The 18732-nt window shown below is 63.2% G+C and carries 20 protein-coding genes; 12 read left to right on the plus strand and 8 right to left on the minus strand.

Features of this window, described 5'->3' with window-relative positions:
- Positions 1 to 12 precede the first annotated feature (12 nt).
- Positions 13 to 981, minus strand: coding sequence for an MBL fold metallo-hydrolase (locus KW842_RS03405; protein WP_218302659.1), 969 nt, complete (start codon positions 979 to 981; stop codon positions 13 to 15).
- 153 nt (positions 982 to 1134) lie between these two features.
- On the opposite strand from KW842_RS03405, the gene KW842_RS03410 reads away from it, so the two are divergent.
- Positions 1135 to 2433 (plus strand): NCS2 family permease, encoded by a 1299-nt coding sequence (locus KW842_RS03410; RefSeq protein WP_218302660.1) that lies wholly within the window; start codon positions 1135 to 1137, stop codon positions 2431 to 2433.
- On the opposite strand, the gene KW842_RS03415 is transcribed toward KW842_RS03410, so the two are convergent.
- Complete coding sequence (locus tag KW842_RS03415) at positions 2418 to 2702, minus strand: hypothetical protein (protein ID WP_218302661.1); 285 nt, start codon at positions 2700 to 2702, stop codon at positions 2418 to 2420. The genes KW842_RS03410 and KW842_RS03415 overlap by 16 nt on opposite strands.
- A gap of 119 nt (positions 2703 to 2821) precedes the next feature.
- On the opposite strand from KW842_RS03415, the gene KW842_RS03420 reads away from it, so the two are divergent.
- The 8 genes from KW842_RS03420 (at position 2822) to KW842_RS03455 (ending at position 10419) form a co-directional block, all read left to right on the plus strand.
- Positions 2822 to 3280, plus strand: a complete 459-nt coding sequence (locus KW842_RS03420) for an Lrp/AsnC family transcriptional regulator (protein WP_218302662.1) — start codon at positions 2822 to 2824, stop codon at positions 3278 to 3280.
- 74 nt (positions 3281 to 3354) lie between these two features.
- Positions 3355 to 4158, plus strand: a complete 804-nt coding sequence (locus KW842_RS27700; protein ID WP_218302663.1) for a beta/gamma crystallin-related protein — start codon at positions 3355 to 3357, stop codon at positions 4156 to 4158.
- An 82-nt stretch (positions 4159 to 4240) separates the two neighbouring features.
- The gene (locus KW842_RS03430; RefSeq protein ID WP_218302664.1) at positions 4241 to 4750 is read left to right on the plus strand and encodes a sigma-70 family RNA polymerase sigma factor; all 510 of its coding nucleotides are present in this window, start codon (positions 4241 to 4243) and stop codon (positions 4748 to 4750) included.
- Complete coding sequence (locus KW842_RS03435; RefSeq protein WP_229223458.1) at positions 4747 to 5700, plus strand: FecR domain-containing protein; 954 nt, start codon at positions 4747 to 4749, stop codon at positions 5698 to 5700. Before KW842_RS03430 ends, KW842_RS03435 begins: the two co-directional genes overlap by 4 nt.
- Before the next feature lie 90 nt (positions 5701 to 5790).
- Entirely contained in the window at positions 5791 to 8250 is a 2460-nt protein-coding gene (locus tag KW842_RS03440; RefSeq protein ID WP_218302666.1) for a TonB-dependent receptor, read from the plus strand.
- An 11-nt stretch (positions 8251 to 8261) separates the two neighbouring features.
- A complete protein-coding gene (locus KW842_RS03445; protein WP_218302667.1) occupies positions 8262 to 8516 on the plus strand; it encodes a DUF3649 domain-containing protein in 255 nt (84 codons plus the stop codon).
- Positions 8513 to 10072: a PepSY domain-containing protein gene (locus KW842_RS03450; protein ID WP_218302668.1), complete on the plus strand. Its 1560-nt coding sequence runs from the start codon at positions 8513 to 8515 to the stop codon at positions 10070 to 10072. The genes KW842_RS03445 and KW842_RS03450 overlap by 4 nt, the downstream gene beginning before the upstream one ends.
- Positions 10069 to 10419, plus strand: a complete 351-nt coding sequence (locus tag KW842_RS03455) for a DUF3325 domain-containing protein (protein WP_218302669.1) — start codon at positions 10069 to 10071, stop codon at positions 10417 to 10419. The genes KW842_RS03450 and KW842_RS03455 overlap by 4 nt, the downstream gene beginning before the upstream one ends.
- A gap of 1 nt (position 10420) precedes the next feature.
- Here the strand turns inward: KW842_RS03455 and KW842_RS03460 are convergent, their stop codons facing one another.
- Positions 10421 to 11362 (minus strand): NAD(P)H-binding protein, encoded by a 942-nt coding sequence (locus KW842_RS03460; RefSeq protein ID WP_218302670.1) that lies wholly within the window; start codon positions 11360 to 11362, stop codon positions 10421 to 10423.
- Between the two features lie 95 nt (positions 11363 to 11457).
- Between KW842_RS03460 and KW842_RS03465 the strand changes: the two genes are divergently transcribed.
- A complete protein-coding gene (locus KW842_RS03465) occupies positions 11458 to 12429 on the plus strand; it encodes a LysR family transcriptional regulator (RefSeq protein ID WP_218302671.1) in 972 nt (323 codons plus the stop codon).
- On the opposite strand, the gene KW842_RS03470 is transcribed toward KW842_RS03465, so the two are convergent.
- A complete protein-coding gene (locus KW842_RS03470; protein ID WP_218302672.1) occupies positions 12350 to 12682 on the minus strand; it encodes a DUF4124 domain-containing protein in 333 nt (110 codons plus the stop codon). The genes KW842_RS03465 and KW842_RS03470 overlap by 80 nt on opposite strands.
- A 179-nt stretch (positions 12683 to 12861) precedes the next feature.
- Between KW842_RS03470 and KW842_RS03475 the strand changes: the two genes are divergently transcribed.
- The gene (locus KW842_RS03475) at positions 12862 to 13623 is read left to right on the plus strand and encodes a YdiY family protein (protein WP_218302673.1); all 762 of its coding nucleotides are present in this window, start codon (positions 12862 to 12864) and stop codon (positions 13621 to 13623) included.
- Positions 13624 to 13638: 15 nt separating this feature from the next.
- The gene (gene purT, locus KW842_RS03480; protein WP_218302674.1) at positions 13639 to 14847 is read left to right on the plus strand and encodes a formate-dependent phosphoribosylglycinamide formyltransferase; all 1209 of its coding nucleotides are present in this window, start codon (positions 13639 to 13641) and stop codon (positions 14845 to 14847) included.
- Positions 14848 to 14856: 9 nt separating this feature from the next.
- On the opposite strand, the gene KW842_RS03485 is transcribed toward purT, so the two are convergent.
- From KW842_RS03485 to KW842_RS03500, 4 genes are read right to left on the minus strand one after another with little or no spacing between them, the layout of a single operon-like run.
- Positions 14857 to 15627 (minus strand): LytTR family DNA-binding domain-containing protein, encoded by a 771-nt coding sequence (locus KW842_RS03485; protein ID WP_229223511.1) that lies wholly within the window; start codon positions 15625 to 15627, stop codon positions 14857 to 14859.
- Between the two features lie 20 nt (positions 15628 to 15647).
- Positions 15648 to 16811 carry a sensor histidine kinase gene (locus tag KW842_RS03490; protein WP_218302675.1) on the minus strand — a complete coding sequence of 388 codons (1164 nt, stop codon included), beginning with the start codon at positions 16809 to 16811 and terminating at the stop codon, positions 15648 to 15650.
- Positions 16808 to 18280: a carotenoid oxygenase family protein gene (locus KW842_RS03495; protein ID WP_218302676.1), complete on the minus strand. Its 1473-nt coding sequence runs from the start codon at positions 18278 to 18280 to the stop codon at positions 16808 to 16810. The genes KW842_RS03490 and KW842_RS03495 overlap by 4 nt, the downstream gene beginning before the upstream one ends.
- A gap of 12 nt (positions 18281 to 18292) precedes the next feature.
- Positions 18293 to 18703, minus strand: a complete 411-nt coding sequence (locus KW842_RS03500) for a DUF2141 domain-containing protein (RefSeq protein ID WP_218302677.1) — start codon at positions 18701 to 18703, stop codon at positions 18293 to 18295.
- Positions 18704 to 18732: the final 29 nt, after the last annotated feature.

The following is an 18732-nucleotide window of genomic DNA, read 5'->3' on the forward strand; positions in this document are numbered from 1 at the left end:
CCGCTATTGTAACTACAGCGTAATTTCCATGCCATCGTAGGCTGACACAATCTCCAGCGGCGCCTCGCCGGTCACCTTGGCGTAATGGCGCGTTTCCTCCAGCGCGCGCGCGATGCGCGCATCGTCGTGGAACGGTTCGTGATGGAACAGGCAAAGCTGGCGCACGCCGGCCAGCTGGCACAGCTCCACGCCAACCACGCTGCTCGAATGCCCCCAATCCGCCTTGACCGAAATCGCATCGGCCAGCGTATACATCGCGTCGAAAATCACCAGGTCGGCATCGCGGAAAAAGTCGACAAACGCGACACGCTCGCCGGCGTTATCCAGCTTGTGCTCGGAATCGGTGCTGTAGATCAGCGCCTTGCCGTGCTGCTCCAGGCGATAGCCATACGAATCGCCGGCGTGCAGTTGCAGCTTGGCGGTCACCGTCACATCGCGCAACTGGATCGGCACGCCCGGCGTCATCTGCACAAATTCCACGCTCGCGCCCAGTTGATCGAAGCTGACCGGGAAGCTGATCGGCTCCTGCTGGCGGCGGAAAGCTGTCTCCAGCTCCTGGTGGCAACCATAAATAATGATGCGGTTGCCCGGAATATAGGCCGGCGTGAAGAACGGGAATCCCATGATGTGATCCCAGTGCAGGTGCGACATGAACACATGGTAGGTTTGCGGCTTGCCCGGCCCATACTTCGCAAGCTTGGCGCCGGCCAGTGGACGCACGCCCGAACCCAGGTCCAGAATGATGTGCTCATCGACCTGATCCTGGTCCCAGGCCTCGACCTCCACGCAGCTTGAGTTGCCGCCATAGGTGCCGCGCACCTCGAAGCGCAGCTCATGGTCGATGTAGTCCTCGACCTTTTGCGGAGTGTCGAGATTGCGGCCGATGGCGCCTTGCAGCGCGGCGACCAGCTTGGCGCGGATCTGCTGGTGATTCAGCGCCACCGGCAAGGAACCGCGCGCGCCCCAGATACGTGCCTTCATATAAAGTCTGATTCCATAGATTTTTGAGGTGCGTAAGACAACTATTTTTTCATTATCACATCTTTTTGTGCTTTTGACACTGCCGGTATGCGGCCACCATCCGTGCTATTCTTCGCCCTCGCGATGTAATCAGCAGAACCAGCAGGAGCGCGCATGCCGTCACTAAACCATTATTTCAAGCTCTCCGAACACGGCACCAATGTGCGTACCGAAGTCGTCGCGGGGGTGACCACCTTTCTGACGATGGCTTATATTATCTTCGTCAATCCCGCCATTCTCGGCGACGCCGGCGTGCCCAAGGACGCCGTGTTTGTCGCCACTTGCCTGGCAGCCGCGCTGGGCACCATCATCATGGGCCTGTACGCCAACTACCCGATCGGCATGGCGCCGGGCATGGGTCTCAACGCCTACTTCGCCTACGCGGTGGTGCTGGGCATGGGCGTGCCATGGCAGACCGCGCTGGGCGCAGTGTTCATCTCCGGCTGCCTGTTCATCATCGTCAGCGTGTTCAAGGTGCGCGAGCATATCGTCAACGGCATCCCGCATTCGCTGCGGGTGGCGATTACTGTCGGCCTGGGATTGTTCCTGGCGCTGATCGCGATGAAAAGCGCCGGCCTGGTGGTGGCCAATCCGGAAACGCTGGTGCGCGTCGGCGACATGCATAATCCGCACACCATCATGGCCATCTTCGGCTTCCTGCTGATTGTCACGCTGGACCGCCTGAAAGTGCCGGGCGCGCTGTTGATCGGCATCGTCGCGGTGACGACGCTGAGCTTCTTCTTTGGCGGGAACACTTTCCACGGCTTTGTGTCGCTGCCGCCATCGATCACGCCGACGCTGCTGCAGCTGGACCTGGGCGGCGCCGTGCATATGGGCTTATTCAATGTGGTGCTGGTGTTCTTCCTGGTCGAACTGTTCGACGCCACCGGCACGCTGATGGGTGTCGCCTCGCGCGCCGGGCTACTGGTCAACGGCCGCATGCAGCGTCTGAACAAGGCGCTGCTGGCCGACAGCTGCGCCATCGTCGCCGGTTCGGTGCTGGGCACCTCCAGCACCACCGCGTATCTGGAAAGCGCGGCCGGCGTGCAAGCCGGCGGCCGCACCGGCCTGACTGCGCTGGTGGTAGCTGGCCTGTTCCTGGCCGCGCTGTTCTTCTCACCGATTGCCGGCGTCGTGCCCGCCTACGCCACCGCGCCAGCGCTGCTGTTCGTCGCCTGCCTGATGCTGCGTGACCTTGTCGACGTGGACTGGAGCGACACCACCGAGAGCGTGCCCGCCGCCATTACCGCACTGGTGATCCCGTTCACCTATTCCATCGCGCACGGCATCGCCTTCGGCTTCATCACCTATGCGGGCCTGAAACTGCTGACTGGCCAGGCGCGCCAGGTCAAGCCGGTGGTGTGGGTGATCGCCATCGTCTTCCTGATCAAATACACCTACGTCACCGCCTGACGCAAGCTGTTGTTCACCACCAGGGCCGGCATCTCACGGATGGGCAGGATGCCGATCAGATTATGCAGCCGCATACGGCACAACGTCAGAATATCTTCCTCCGGCGCCGCCAGCCGCACCTGCACCTCCATGCCATAAGGCGTGGCGGTGGTGCGCAGACTGCGCAAATCAATATCCAGCCGCCGTATCACCTGCAACGCCGCCTCCAGCGTGGCGATGGGCGCATCCGGCTCGATGCAGAAGCGATAGCTTTTTTGTGTCGTATCCATGCTCACAGCATAGCCAGAATGGCGAAAAATAGGCTTCCTGTTTTTATCCGATTTTACTCCAGTCGCAGCAAAATATCCTGATCAATGTAAAATATGCAGAATATTCATCTTGGACGACTATGGAAATCGACGAACTGGATCGCCGCATCCTGCGCGAGCTGCGCAACGACGGCCGCCTGAGTAACACCAAGCTGGCGGAAAAAGTCGGCCTCTCCACCACGCCATGCTGGAACCGTGTGCGTGCGCTGGAAGAAGGCGGCATGATCGAAGGCTACGCAGCGCTGATCAGCCAGACCGCGCTGGGCTATCCGGATACGGTGATCATTGAAGTCACGCTGGACCGCCATGATGACGACATCTTCGAAAAATTCGGACTAGCCTTGGCCGGACTGCCGGAAGTGATGGAAGCCTATCTGCTCACCGGCGATTACGACTACCTGATCAAAGTGGCCGTGGCCGGCACAGCGGGCTACGAGGAATTTCTACGTAAAAAGCTCTACAAGCTGCCAGGCCTGAAACACAGCCGCTCCACCTTTGTGCTGCGCTGCCTGAAGCGCGCCCACTCGGTTGAGCCTTAAACATAGTGCGCTTGCGTACAGATGCCATCTGTAAATAGGTTCATGCTTAGGCTTCATCCAATCAGGAGAAGACAATGAACAACACCATTAAAATCGCCGTGGCTGCAGCCGCCATGGGCATGGCCTCGCAAGCCGCTTTTGCACAAATTACCTTCTACGAGGGCGATGGCTGGCGTGGCCGCGCCTACACCGCCAATGGCCAGGTGCGTGACCTGGCCCGCAACGGCTATAACGACCGCGCCTCCTCCGTCGTGGTCGAACGCGGCCAATGGGAAGTCTGCGAAGACGCCAACTTCCGCGGCCAATGCATGGTACTGCGCAAGGGCAGCTACGAAACCCTGCGCGGCATGGGCCTGAACAACCGCATTTCCTCAGTGCGTCCGGTGAAGATGCGCGACCGCTACCAGAACGAAGCCCCGCCGCCGATCGCCCAGCCAAGCTATGAATGGCGCCGCCGCCCAAGCGAGCGGATTATCCAGGTGCCTGTCAGCGACGTACGCGCGGTGGTTGGCTCGGCCGAGCAGCGTTGCTGGGTCGAACGCCAGCAAGTCAGCGAACCTTCGCGCCCTAACGCAGGCGGCGTGATCGCCGGCGCGCTGATCGGCGGCATCCTGGGTCACCAGGTTGGCGGCGGCAGTGGCCGCGACATCGCCACCGCTGGCGGCGCCATCGCCGGTGCAGCGGTCGGCAACAATGTCGCCAACCGCAACAACAGCTACACGCGCGACGTGCGCCGCTGCGAAAACGTCAGCAACCCGCGTCCGGAATACTGGGACGTCAGCTATGACTATCGCGGCGTGCGCCACCATGTGCAAATGAGCACCCCGCCAGGCAGCACCATCGCTGTCAACGCGCAGACTGGAGAACCACGCATGTAATTGCATTAATTGCATGCAAGCGGCTTGCGGCGGCTGTCAGCCTCATGTAAAATGAATGAGAATAATTCCTATTCTCACAAAAATGACAGCCGCCGCAACGCATCCGCATTTCACCGCCCTGTACAGTGACCATCACAGTTGGCTACACCGCTGGCTATGCGTCAAGCTGGGCAACGCCAGCGACGCGGCCGATCTGGCCCAGGACACCTTCACCCGTATTCTCGGCCGCGCCGACCTGGCCGCCCTGCACGAGCCGCGCGCCTTCCTGACCACCGTCGCCAAAGGTGTACTGGTCAACTGGTATCAGCGCCAGGCGCTGGAGCGCGCCTATCTGGAAGCGCTGGCCGCCCTGCCCGAACCTGCGACCCTCTCCCCAGAACAGCGCATGCTGATCCTGGAAACCCTGCACCAGATAGACGCCATGCTGGACGCGCTGCCGCCCAAGGTCAAGCAAGCCTTCCTGATGGCCCAGCTGGACGGCGTCGGCTACGCAGACATCGCCGAGCATCTCGGCCTGTCGCTCATCACCATCAAGCGCTACATGAAGCAGGCATTTTTGCAATGCCTGCTGATGCTGGAGGACGCCGCTTGAGCGCCAGCGTGTCGCCCAAGGCGCTGGAACAAGCCGCCGAATGGCTGGTACGCCTGCAGGACGGCGCCACCAGCGCTGACCGCGCCGCCTGCGAAGCGTGGCGCAGCAGCGATCCGCAGCACGCGTTGGCGTGGGAGCGTGCCGAAAGGCTGCTGGACAAACTGGGCGCGGTGCCGCCGGAACTGGCGATGCCAGTCCTCAACCGCGCGCCGGACAACGCGCGCCGCGCCGCCATCACCCGCATCGTTACGCTGCTGCTGACCGTGCCGGCCGGCTGGGCGGGCTGGCGCTATGCGCAATCGCAGCCCTGGGCCGGCGATCTGCACACCGCTGTCGGCGAACGCCGCATGGTCACGCTGGATGACGGCACCAGTGTGACGCTCAACACCGCCAGCGCCATCGACGTGCGCTTTACCGACGCGGAACGCCTGATCGTGCTGCGCAATGGCGAGATCCTGGTCCGTAGCAGCCATGCGCCGGATGCGCGGCCGCTGCGCGTACGCACCGGCGACGGCGTCATGCAGCCGCTCGGCACGCTGTTCAATGTGCGTCGCCATGAATGCAGCACCAGCGTGTCGGTGCTGGAAGGCGCAGTGCGCATCACGCCAGCCAGCGCCACCAGCGTAGCGCTGGTGATTGACGCGGGCGGCCAGAGCCGCTTCAACGCACGCCACATCGCCCCGGTCCGCGCCGCAGATCCGGCGCGCAGCGCATGGACCACCGGCATGCTGCTGGCCGATCAAATGCGCCTCGATGAACTGGTAGCCGAGATAGCGCGCTACCGCAAAGGATTGCTGCGGGTTGATCCCGCTGTGGCGGCGCTGCGTGTATCCGGCGCCTTCCCGGTGGCCGACAGCGAACGTGCGCTGGACATGCTGGTATCCACCTATCCGGTCGACGCGGTACAGCGCCTGCGCGGCTACTGGATCACGCTGATTCCACGCGATTAAAATATTTTTGCGTTTTGCTGATACTTTTTTGAATCTGAACTGGCATACAGGCAGAAACCATCCATCTGCCACCGAAAGGAAGACCCCGGAATGCCAGCCAACCGCCCTAATCCATCCGAGCGCCGCGTGACGCGCGCCGTCCGCATTGCGCTGATCAGCATGACCCTGGCCGCTGGCCACGCCGCTGTCAACGCGATCGCGGCCGAGACGCCGGCCGCCGCCCAGCAGACTTACCAGCTGCCAGCCGGCCCGCTCGGGCGCACCCTGTCCAGCGTAGCGGTGGGTGCCGGCGTGTCGCTATCCTTCGATCCTGCGCTGACCGCAGGCTTGAACAGCCCACCGCTGCAAGGCAGCTACACGCCGCGCGCCGCGCTGGAACATCTGCTGGCGGGCAGCGGACTGGTATTGGTGGCGCGCACCGATGGCACGCTAACCTTGCACAAGCCTGCCGCCACGCCCAGTCCCAGCGCCAGCCCCGCCGCCAGTGCTACAGCGGCTGCCGCTCCGGCTACGCTGGCACAGGTGGAAGTCCATGGAGTGGCCGACGGCTCCCAAGGGCTAGCCCGCAGCACCGGCGCTACCGGCCTGGATTTGTCGATCCGTGAAACGCCGCAAGCCGTCAGCGTCATGAGCCGCCAGCGCATCGACGATCAGCGCCTGGAAACGCTGCAAGATGTGGTGGCGCAAACCACCGGCATCACGCTGGAGCATTCCTCGGCCAGCCGCGAGACCGACCAGATGTTCTCGCGCGGCTTCGCCATCGACACTTATATGTTCGACGGCATCCCGACCACCAAGCTGGTGGAGCCGGCCGGTTTCGACGCCAGCATCTATGAACGCATCGAGGTGGTACGCGGCGCTGCCGGCCTGATGGGCGGTAACGGCAGCCCGGCCGCCGCCGTCAATCTAGTGCGCAAGCGCCCGTCGCGCGAACTGCGCGCGGAAGCCGAACTGCAAGGGGGCCGCTGGGACAAGTATCGCGCCCAGGCCGACGTTTCCGCGCCGCTCAGCGAGGACAAGCATGTGCGTGGCCGCGTGGTCGTGGCGCAGCAGAACGCCAATTCCTATGTCGACCGCTACCACCAGGACAAGGATCTGTTCTATGGCATCGTTGAAGCAGACCTGGGTCCCTCGACGCTGCTCAGTGCAGGCTTCAGCTATCAGAACGAAAAACTGGATGGCGCCAGCCGTGGTTTCGCTGCTTACTACAGCGACGGCGTCAAGACCAGCTTCCCGCGTTCAATCAACAGCGCGTCCAGCTCCAGCTATTACATCCGCAAGCAAAGCCTGGCCTTTGCCACGCTGGAACACTACTTCGCCAACGAATGGAGCGCCAAGGTCGCGGTCAATTATGCGGCCAACCAGTACGACGCGGTGCAAGGCTACGCTGCGCGCGGTTCGCTGGACCGGCAAACCGGCGCTGGCCTGTCGCTGTGGCAGACCAAGTGGGACAGCAAGCCTGAACAGCTGACCATCGACGCCTTCGCCACCGGTCCGTTTGAGGCATTCGGCCGCAAGCACGAAGTGGTGGTCGGCATCAGCGCCTCGGACATGAAGAACACCGGTCCGAGCTACCCATCGTGGATACTGCCCGGTTACGACGCGGACGTGCCCAACTTCTTCACCTGGAACGGCAACTCGCCCACACCGAACTACGTCGGCACCATCAGCGGCAGCTACACTGAAAAAGAAAAGCAGTTGGCCGGCTATGGCTCGCTGCGTCTGCGCCCAAGCGACGAGCTGTCGTTGATACTCGGCACCCGCATCTCCAACTGGCAGCGCAATACCGAAAGCGTCACCTGGGGCGCGCCTACCATTAAAGATGAACTGAAAACCAGCGGCAAAGCCACGCCGTATGCAGGTGTGGTCTACAACCTGACGCCGCAATGGTCGGCATATGCCAGCTACACCGGCATCTTCCTGCCGCAGACCTACCGCGACCGCAACAACCGCGTCATCGATCCGCTGGAAGGCAAGAACACGGAGGCCGGCGTCAAGGGCGACCTGCTGGACGGCCTGCTGAGCGCCAGCGTGTCGGTGTTCCGCATGCGCCAGGATAACCTGGCTGAAATGGACGCGGACCAGCTGGTGCTGCCGGACGGCTCCAACGCCTACCACACCATCAAGGGCGCCACCGCCAAAGGCTTCGAGGTGGAAGTGACTGGCCAGATCCAGCCAGGCTGGCAACTGACCGCCGGCTATGGCCATTCGCGCATCGAAGACCCGCAAGGCAAGCGCCTGCAAACCAATCAGCCGCTGAACAATTTCAAGCTGTGGACCAGCTATGAGCTCGACAAGCTGACGCTGGGCGGCGGCGTCAACTGGCAAGGCGATATCTATCAGGATGCGGTTGGTCCAAACGGCGAGCGCTTCACGCAGCAAAGCTACGCCCTGCTGGCGCTGATGGCGCGCTACAAGATCAGCAAGGAGCTATCGGCCACGGTGAATGTCAACAATGCGCTGGACAAGCATTACTACTCGTCCGGCTACGGTAACTTCTACGGCGACCCGCGCAACCTGACGGTATCGCTGAACTACCGCTTCCGCTAAGCCGAACAGACATGCTGATCAACCGCATTGCCGCCGCCATTCTCGGCGGCTATCTGTTCGCCTCGACGGCGGCCGCCTTGCTGTCGGCGCTGAACGGTCCGGGCAGCGACGCCATGCTGGGCGGCGCGCTGCTTGGGCTGGCGCTGTACGCTCCCGCCATCATTTGGGCTTTCGCCACCAGCAGCACCCGCCGCGCCTGGGGCGGGCTGCTGGGCGCCAGCCTGGCGTTCGCCGTCATGACGCTGCTTGCCGGAGCATCGTCATGACCGGCGGCCTGCGTCAGCGCATGGCGTGGCTGCACACCTGGACCGGATTATGGGTGTGCTGGCTGGCCTTTGCGATTTTCCTCACCGGCACGCTGAGCGTGTTCGTGCATCCCATCTCGGACTGGATGCGGCCAGAGCAAGCGCAGGAGCACAGGGAGGTACGCTACACCGAACCACTGGATCATTCCCAGCAGCTTAAACATGGGCTGCGCTACTTGCAGCAGCACGCCGCCGATAGCAAGATGTGGGAGCTCTGGCCGCGCGCCGGTGAAGCGGAATTCCAGGTTTTCTGGCTGAACGAGCATGGTTACTACCAGGATGCTCACCTGTCCACGGCCACCGGCGAGGCATTGCCGGAGGAAGTCAGCAAGGTGCGAGACACGCTGGGTGGTACGCATTTCGTCACCTTCCATCACGAGTTACACGCGGGCCTGACGGGACTGTGGATCGTGGGTGCGGCATCAGCGGCAATGCTGGTGGCGCTGATTTCCGGCGTCATCACACACAAGCGCATCTTCCAGGACTTCTTCACCTTCCGTCCCGCCAAAGGCCAGCGCTCCTGGCTGGACGCGCACAATCTCGCCGGGGTGCTGACGCTGCCCTTCCTGTTCATGATCGTCTACAGCGGGCTGGCGATCAGCTGGAGCACCTATATGCCGGCCGTGTCGTGGGCGCAGGAATTGCGCACCGGTGACACCGCGCATGTGCGCGAATATGGCCCCGAAAACAAACCAACCGGAAGGGCCGGCGTACTGACACCGCTAGATCCACTGGTTCGGCAGGCCGAGGCGACCTTCCGCACACCGGCTTTCGCGGTAGTGGTCAACCATCCCGGCGATGCCGCGATGAGCGTGGATGTCTACAGCACCAACACGCCAGCCACCCAGCAGGGCAAGCTGCTGAGCAAGCGTGGCGTGATGAAGTTCAATGGCGTCACTGGCGCGGTGCTGAGCATCGACATGCCGCACCGCGCACCACCCAACGGCGCGCGCGCCACCATGGCCACGCTGGACGATCTGCATCGCCTGCAGTTCGCGGGCGCTGTGATCCGCTGGATCTACTTCGTGGCCGGCATGGCCGGAACCGCGATGATGGCCACCGGTGCGCTGCTGTTCATGGTCAAGCGCCGCAAGAAGGCGTTGAACGAGTTCGGCGCCGCCACGCAGCGCGTCTACCGCCTGATCGAGGTGCTGAATGTGGCCACCATCGCAGGCCTTTGCCTGGCCTGTATTGGCTTCCTGTGGGCCAACCGCCTGCTGCCGCTAAAGCTGGAGGAGCGGCACGAATGGGAAGTCGCGGCATTCTTCGCTGTGTGGCTGCTGGCCTTGGTGCACGCTTGCTTGCGCCGGCCGGCGCTGGCCTGGCGCGAACAGCTGTGGACTGGCGCGGCCATGTGCCTGCTGCTGCCGTTGCTCAATCTGGCCACCACCGGCCAGCATGTGCTAGGCTACCTCGCGCAGCGCGATATCGAACGCGCCGCTGTTGAATTAACCGCCATAGGCATCGGCGTCTTGCTGGCATTTGCGGCAAAGGCGGCCAGAAAGGCTGCATCATGAGTTACGCTATTACTGTCCTGACCGCGCTGGGATTGTGCTTTGCCGGCATGGCCGCGCTATCACTGGCCATCGACCGTCACCACCGCCAGGCTTACGGCGAAGATGCGCCCGCGCGCAAGCGCTATCTGTTCCGCGTCAGCGGCGGCTTGCTACTGGCATTGGCCATTGCGCCGTGCGTGGCGCTATGGGGCCCCGGTGCCGGCCTTGTCGCCTGGCTCGGCATGCTGACCATCGGCGCGCTGCTGGCGGCAGTCCTGCTGCCCTACTGGCCGCGCCGTGTAGCACCGCTGGCGGCAGCCGCCGGCGCATTGAGCCTGGCTAGCCTGGCCGGGCTGGCGCTGACTTGAATCAGGCGCCGGGCAGGCAACCCAGTCCTTTCAGCGTGTCGCGCACTGCCTCGTCCAGCGGCGTGTGCGGCTCGGCGCCCAGCACCGCCAGCAACTGCGTGTTGGACAAGCGCACCGGCTGGCGCCACAGATAGCGCATCTCCCGCAGCTCGCGGAACACCGTAACGAACGGCGCGGCCAGTGTGGCCAGCCACCACGGGAATGCGCCAGCCCGCAATTCGGGCTTGCCAGCCGCCCTGGCGATGGCCGCCGCCATCTGCGTACCGTCAGCATCCCAATGTCCCTGCATCGCATAGCTGGCGACCAGCGGCAGCAGTGCGCTGCGCTCCACCAGCTGCACCATGGTTTCCGCCAGATCCGGCAGATACGTCCACTGGTGGCCCACGCCCGGCGCGCCGGGATTGCTGATCGCTGTCACCGGCTTGCCCGGCTTGATCAGCCCTTGCGCAAACCAGCTGTTGCCAGCCTTGGGGCCAAAGAAATCACCAGCACGCACAATCAATACCGGCAGGCCCGAGTCCTTGAGACGCCGCTCCATCTCGGCGCGTATTGCACCTTTGCGTGTCAGCGGCCGTTGCGGCGCATCTTCGGCGATAAGGGGAAATACCTCCGGGCCATAGTTGTAGACTGTGCCTGGCAGCAGAATCCGTGCGCCGCTGGCGCGGGCCGCCGCAATGGTGTTGTCCAGCATCGGCAGCACCAGCGTTCCCCAGTCACGGTAGCCCGGCGGATTCACCGCATGCACAATCAGCTGCGCGCCCTGCGCCGCGCTGACCACGTCGTCGCGATTCGTCGCGTCGCCGGCCAGCCATTCAAGTCCCTCGCCTTTGCCCGCCGGCGAGCGGTGCAAGGCTTTGACCCGCCAGCCGCGCGCCGCCAGCAAGCGCGCCACTTCGCCACCAATGCCGCCGGTCGCGCCCAGTACCAAAGCCACTTTGTCCATGCCGTTCTCCGTGATGAATGTCGATGGATGCAGTGTCGCCTGGCGCGGGGTAAAAGAAAATTACCGAAACATGCATACCCGCTATACAATTTCGTATGACCTCTCATGAACCTGCCTGGGATTTATACCGCTCCTTCCTGGCCGTGCTGCAGGAAGGCTCGCTATCGGGTGCGGCACGGGCACTGGGTCTGACGCAGCCCACGCTGGGCCGGCATATCGACGCGCTGGAGCAAGCGCTGGGATTATCGCTGTTCACACGATCGCAAGCGGGCTTCATCGCCACCGACGCTGCCATGGCGCTGCGGCCATACGCTGAAACGCTGGCAGCCGCCTCGGCCGCCCTGCTACGTGCCGCCTCCGGCGTTGGACGAGAACAGGAGCAGATACAAGGTACGGTACGCGTCACCGCCAGTGAGGTCATCAGCGTTGAGGTACTGCCACCGATACTGGCCAGGCTGCGCCTCAGCCATCCGCGCATCACCATCGAACTGGCCGTCTCAAACCGAATCGAAAACCTGCTGCGCCGCGACGCCGATATCGCGGTGCGCATGCAGCGTCCGGAACAGGATGTGCTGGTCGCGCGCCGCATCGGCAATATCGATATAGGCTTGCACGCACGCCGCGACTATCTTGCGCGCAACGGCATGCCGCGCACCTGGCAAGAGCTGGCGCGGCATGCCCTGATCGGCATCGACAAGGAAAACGCTTTTACCCGCAAGCTACAGCCACTGCTGGGCGACTTGCCGGCCGGCGCCTACGCGATGCGCAGCGATAGCGATCTGGTACATCTGGCCTCGATCCGGGCGGGGCTGGGCATCGGCATCTGCCAGACGCGCCTCGCTGAACGCGATCCGGAGCTGGTCCGCGTTGCGCCGGACCTGCTGACGATTTCTCTGGACACCTGGCTGGCGATGCACGAAAACCTGCGCAGCAACCCTGCCTGCTCCATCGTCTACACGGCCTTGGCTGCGGGACTGGACGACTACATCAGCGGGAACTGGCCAGGCGTCGCTGGCGATGCGTCTCATCCTGGATCAATAAACTCTGGCGTGCTGCCTGCAAGGTAGCGACATCGGTACTGACCGTCTTGCGCGCGACTGGCCGGGGCAGGTCGGCCCAGCGGCTGCGCGGCGCTGGCGCGGCGGCAATCTGCGTGGTGGCCGCCAATGGCACGTGCTCGACATATGGCTCGCTGCGGCTGCCTTGCGGGCATTCGGTATCAGTCAGCAGCACCTGGCCATCTGCGTCCACGCATTTATTGACCGTGGCGCCGGCCACGCCAGCCATCGCGGCCAGTGCCGCGCACAAGATGAATTTCATGATCGATGCCCCCTGATGCCCCTTTGATAAGAGCCTTCATGATTCACCTTGCGGCGCCCCGCGTCTGTACGGCCTCGCACCCCCAAAGTGCGGCGGTGACGCTCCAGGTCGGGTACAATAACGCCTTCTTTCCGTATCCCGATATGTGGCGCCACCGCGCGGCGCCGCTCCATCTGCCTATGAAATATGTCCTGATCATTTCCGCACTTGCGGCAGCCCACGGCTATGCCGCCGCCGACTCCCTGGACCCAGTCAACGCCAACGGCTGGAATACGTCCGCTGAACTTGGCGCAATTTCCACCTCTGGCAACACGGTCGGTACTTCGGTAACCGGCAAGATCGACGCCAAGCAGGAAACAGCGAAATGGAGCAATGAATACATCCTGGCCGGCTATTTCAAGGACGAAGAAGTCACCAATGACGACGGTGAAAAAGTACGCGAGCGATCGGCGCAGCGTTACTCGGTATCGGCCAAAGCCGGCTACAAGCTGCTGCACGACGACCACGGCAAGCTGTTTGCGCTGGCCACCCACGTTGACGACCGCTTCGGCGCATACACCCGCTATTCGACCATCGGCATTGGTTACGGCACCCAGACCTACCAGTCGGACACCCACACGCTGGACGTGGAAATCGGTCCTGGCTATTTCCGCGGCGTGCGCACCGAAGGCAATGTGCAGACGGTGGAAACCGGCGGCACCATCCGTGGCGCTGCCCTGCTCAAGTGGAAGATCAGCGACAGCGCCCAGTTCAGTCAGAACCTGATCGTCGAACGCGGCACCGACAACACGCATTCGATCGCTGAAACTGCGGTCCGCACCAAAATCAACAGCACCATGCAGATGAAGGCCGCCTTCAACGTGCGCAATGACACCAACGTCCCGGCCGACAAGAAAAACACCGATACGCAAACGTCGGTCACCCTGGTTTATTCTTTCTAACTCAGCTCATCATCCATGAACACTCCACGCACTCTCGGTACGCCCCTGTCCCCAACCGCCACCAAAGTCATGCTGCTCGGCTCCGGTGAACTTGGCAAGGAAGTCATCATCGCGCTGCAGCGCCTGGGCGTGGAAGTCATCGCCGTTGACCGTTATCCGAATGCGCCTGGCCACCAGGTAGCGCATCGCGCCCACGTCATCAACATGACCGACGGCGCCGCACTGGCCGCGCTGATCGAGCAAGAGAAGCCGGACCTGATCGTGCCGGAAATCGAAGCCATCGCCACCGACAAGCTGGCGGAACTGGAAGCGGCCGGCAAGATCACCTGCATCCCGACCGCGCGCGCCGCGCAGCTGACCATGAACCGCGAAGGTATCCGCCGCCTGGCCGCTGAAACCCTGGGCCTGGCCACCTCGCCCTACCACTTCGCCAGCAGCCTGGAAGAGCTGGAAGCCGGCGCCGCATCGGTCGGTTTCCCATGCGTGGTCAAGCCGGTGATGTCGTCGTCGGGCAAGGGCCAGTCGAAAGTCGATTCCGCCGCCGACGTGAAAGCCGCATGGGATTACGCCGCCGCCGGCAGCCGTGTCGACTCGGGCCGCGTAATCGTTGAAGGCTTTATCGACTTCGACTACGAAATCACCCTGCTGACCGTGCGCTCGCTGGGTGCGGATGGCCAGGTGGTGACGCAGTTCTGCGAACCGATCGGCCACGTGCAGGTGCAAGGCGACTACGTGGAATCGTGGCAGCCATGCCGCATGGACCCGGTGGCGCTGGAACGCGCGCGCGACATCGCCGGCAAAGTGACCGGCGATCTGGGCGGCCTGGGCCTGTTTGGCGTGGAGCTATTCGTCAAGAACGATATGGTGTGGTTCTCGGAAGTCAGCCCGCGGCCGCACGATACCGGCATGGTGACCATGGCGACCCAGGTACAAAGCGAGTTCGAACTACACGCCAAGGCCATCCTCGGCTTGCCGGTCAATGTGGCGCTGAAAGCGCCGGGCGCGTCGGCCGTGATCTATGGCCAGCACGAAGCGGCCGGCATCGCTTTTGAAGGCGTGGCCGATGCACTGCGCGTGCCGGACACCGATATCCGCCTGTTCGGCAAGCCGGAGTCGTTCGCCCGCCGCCGCATGGGCGTGACGCTGGCGACTGCCACCGATGTGGAAACCGCGCGCGTCAACGCCAAGCTGGCCGCCTCCAAGGTCAAGCCAGTCGTCAAGTAAGCATCCCCGCTACATCCCCCGGAACAGGTCAACGTAGTTACGGCTGACCACCAGCTGTTCCGGGCGGCCTTTCAGCTGCACCATCAGGCGTCCACGGAAGTCCTGCTTGGTGCCCGCCACATACTGTGCCGCGACGATCACGCTGCGGTGTATCTGCCAGAAACGCTGCTCATCGAGCTGCTCGCGCAGCTTGCTGATCGGCGTGCGTATCAGGCTCTCGCCATCGGCAACGAACACGCTGGTGTATTTGTCATTGCTCTGGAAGTAGATCACATCGTCGATGGGGATCAGCCGCGTCTCGTCGCCGTGCGAGGCGCGTATCCATTGCAGCGGGGCAGCCGCCGGTGCTGGTGCGGCAGCAGCCACCGCGCCGCCCGCCGCCAACTGCGCCAGCAAGGCCTGCAATGCCGCTGCCGGCACCGCACTCTCGCCACCGCTGGCGGTAGCAGGCTTTAGCCGCGCCTTCAGCTTGGAGGCAGTCCGCTCCAGCCGCTCAAGGCTGGCGGGTTTCAGCAGATAGTCCGCAGCCGAATGCTCAAACGCGTCCACTGCATACTGCTCATAAGCAGTGACAAACACGATGTGCGGCGGCTTGGGGCTGTCCAATAGTCTGGCGGCGACATCCAGGCCGGTAAGGCCGGGCATGCGGATATCGAGAAAGGCCACATCAGGCGCTTCCTCATCTATCATGCGCAGCGCCTCAATGCCATTGGCGGCACGGGCGACCACCCGCAATTCCGGCCAGACGGATTTCAGCTGGCCTTCCAGGTATTCGCGCAGATGGGCTTCATCATCTGCGATCAGGGCACGGACGGTATCGATGTCAAACTCGCTTTCAAAGGCAGCGTCAGGCGTACCGTCATGCCGCAGGGTTGATTTTCCAGTAATTCTACCTTGGCCGCAGCGCCATATAAGCTGCGCAGGCGCTCGCGTATATTACTCAGCCCCACGCCGCCGCCTGGCTTGCGCGGGGCGGCCTCATTCAGGCCCACGCCGGTATCGCTGACGCGGATGGCGACATGTTCGCCTTCGACGCGCGCGCTGAGCGTAATTTCGCCGCCCTCCACTTTCGGCTCCAGGCCATGCGCGATGGCGTTCTCCACCAATGGCTGCAACAGCATCGGCGCAAAGCGGAACTGGCGCAGTTCCTCCGGCACATCGATGTGGTAGCGCAGGCGCTCGCCCATGCGCACCGCCAGCACATCCAGATAGGCGGCGATCAGCGTGGATTCGCTCGCCAGTGTCGCCTCTTCGCCACGGCTGGCAGCCAGGCTGGCGCGCAGATAATCGATGAAGCGCTCCAGCATGTGCTGCGCCTTTGCCGGCTGCGGGCCAATCAGGCTGACCACATTGGCCAGTGTGTTGTACAGGAAGTGCGGCTCGATCTGCGCCTGCAAGGCGCGCAGCCGCGCTTCAGCCAGCATGCGCGCGCTGGCTGCGGCAAATTCCTTCTGCTTTGCCTCCGCCACCGCCCGCGCAGCGCGCCGCTCGCTGGCGCTGCGCACTGCGTACAGCAGCAGCGCCACCACGGCCGCGACGATCAGCCCTTGCGCCAGGATACCCCGGTGCGTCAGCACCTTGATCGGGTCCACACCTTTCAGGATCAGATTCCCCACGCTGATCCCGAACAGCACACTGAAGCTCATCAACGCCATGCTGAACAGCACGCGCGGCAAACCCCGCGCGCGGCGCGGCCATCCATTCAGCAGATAATTCAAAATCGAGGTGCCGAAGTGGATCATGGCGCCGATCAGGTTCGACATCAGCAACATCGGCCATATGCGTCCGCTCAGCGGCTCGTGGTAGCCCAGCATGATTTCAATGGCCAGAAACACCACGGCCATGGCGCAGCTCCATATGACGGTGTACAGCACATTGCGGAACCACGATGGCTGCCAGCGGCGAAACAACGGTATCAGTTCCATTGGATGCGCCATTGGCGGGATGTTTTTTTGTTCACTCATACTTGAAAGTTACCATGAAAACAAACTGGCGCGCGATAAGGTAGTCGCGCCAACGCCACCGGGCCGGCCTTGATGTTGTGCGCATCAAACACCGTCAGCACACTCTGCGCGCGGCGCGTGTCCTGCGCCACGCCAACGACATAGCCATCGGTTTCCGAACGCGCGCCGCGACGCGGCACCAGCACATGCTCCTCGACCTGCCAGCCGGGGCCGAAGGCATAGCCGTCCACCTTGCCACTGTCGGTGTCGATCAGATTGACGCTGTCCAGTATCAGTTCGCGGCCAGCGGCGCCCAGCACCAGCAGCTTGCGATGGCGAGACGAAATCACTTGCGGCATCACGCGCGGGAATTCGCTGACGCCGAACAGCCGCGCCTCGCGCGCCTGGCCGCTGGCGTAATCCAGCGTGATCTGCACCGTGCTCGCCGGATTATCGGACACCATGCGGCTTGCGCCATGCATCGGCAGGCCGACCTTGCGCAGCGCGTCGCCTTCATGCAGCACCGCGTCAAAGCGCGTACAAGCGCCGTCCTCGTAGGCGTTCCCGAAGTGGAAAACCGAGCGTGCCGGGAGTTCGAACACCTGGCGGATTGCCAGCGTGTCCTTGGAAATCACCACCGCACGCAAGGCACGCTTGTCGCCCACCCACTGCATGCTGTCGGCAAAGCTGGGGTCGGCGCCGGCGCGCATATCGTAAGGGGCGATCAGGAAGATCAGGTGGCGGCCGCTGACGACGAAGTCATGCACCATATTCAGCTGCGCCACCTTCAGCATGGCGGTACGCGTCACTTCGCCGGCCGCGTTCAGGCGGTAGATAATCAGTTGATTCGCGCCCGGCATGGTGCCGAAGTTCCACAGGCCGCCGTCCGGGTCCATCTTCGGATGCGCGGAAAACGGCATGGCCTTCAAGTCGCTGCGCCAGGTTTTAATGCCGCGCGTGGCCAGCGTCTGAGGATCCAGTTCGGTGGCTGATCCGCCTTCCCACAAGGCGTACACACTACCGTTCAGCGCCACCAGGTTGGTATTGGCGACGTTGCCGGTGTCACTGTTCTTCAAGCCTTTGCGGCCGACGCGGGTGCCGAAGGCGTCATACAGGAACTGCCCCGCCTTGCTCTCCTCGACAAACTTCTGGCTGGCGACGAAGCGGCCAAGGTGGCTTACCTTGCCATCGCGGATCTGCCAACGCTGCGCGAAACCGTCACCATCGAACCAGTGGTGGTAACGCTCGCCGCCCAGCTCAAAGCGTCCCGGCCCGTTGCGGTAGAAGACGCCATTCAGGTCGCCAGGCATGCGGCCCAGTACCGTGGCCTCGCCAGCCAGGTCGCCGCCGCTATGATCGGCATACACCGACAGCCGCGCATTCTGTTCCAGCGCATTGTGGAAGCTGCGGTAGGTCAGGCTGTCCGCCAGCGCCGATGAGGAGGCCAGGCCCAGGGCGGCGAAGCTGAGGAATTGACGACGGCTATTCATGGCGGCCTCCACTCAGCGCAGGTTGACAACGGCGGCGGCGCCGGCTTCCGGCAGCGCGAAGCGCGCATCCTCGTAGCGCGGCGCACCGCGTTTGCCCAGGGCGTTATTGCTGAACGCGTAATCCTCGGTCGGCATGCCCATCATATTGCGGTCCATTTTGCCGTTGTTATTGGCGTCGTGGTACACCGCCAGCGCGTATTCGCCGGCAGGCAGGTTCTTGACAGTCATCTGCACGCTGCCCTCGCGGGCGGGTGCTTCGGCGCCGCCCACCGGCTTGGCGAGGAAGGTGTCGGCCGAGTTGAAAATGGCGACCTTGATATTGCCTTCGGCATTGGCCACGCCGTCAACACGGATGGTCAGGTCAGCGGCGTGGGCTGGCAGGACAGCGGCGAACAACAGGACTAAGATCAGTTTGGACATCATGGGCTCCCAGTGAATGAAGAATGATGTCA

The sequence above is a fragment of the Duganella sp. sic0402 genome (genome assembly GCF_019219065.1).
Taxonomy (GTDB): Bacteria; Pseudomonadota; Gammaproteobacteria; order Burkholderiales; family Burkholderiaceae_D; genus Rugamonas.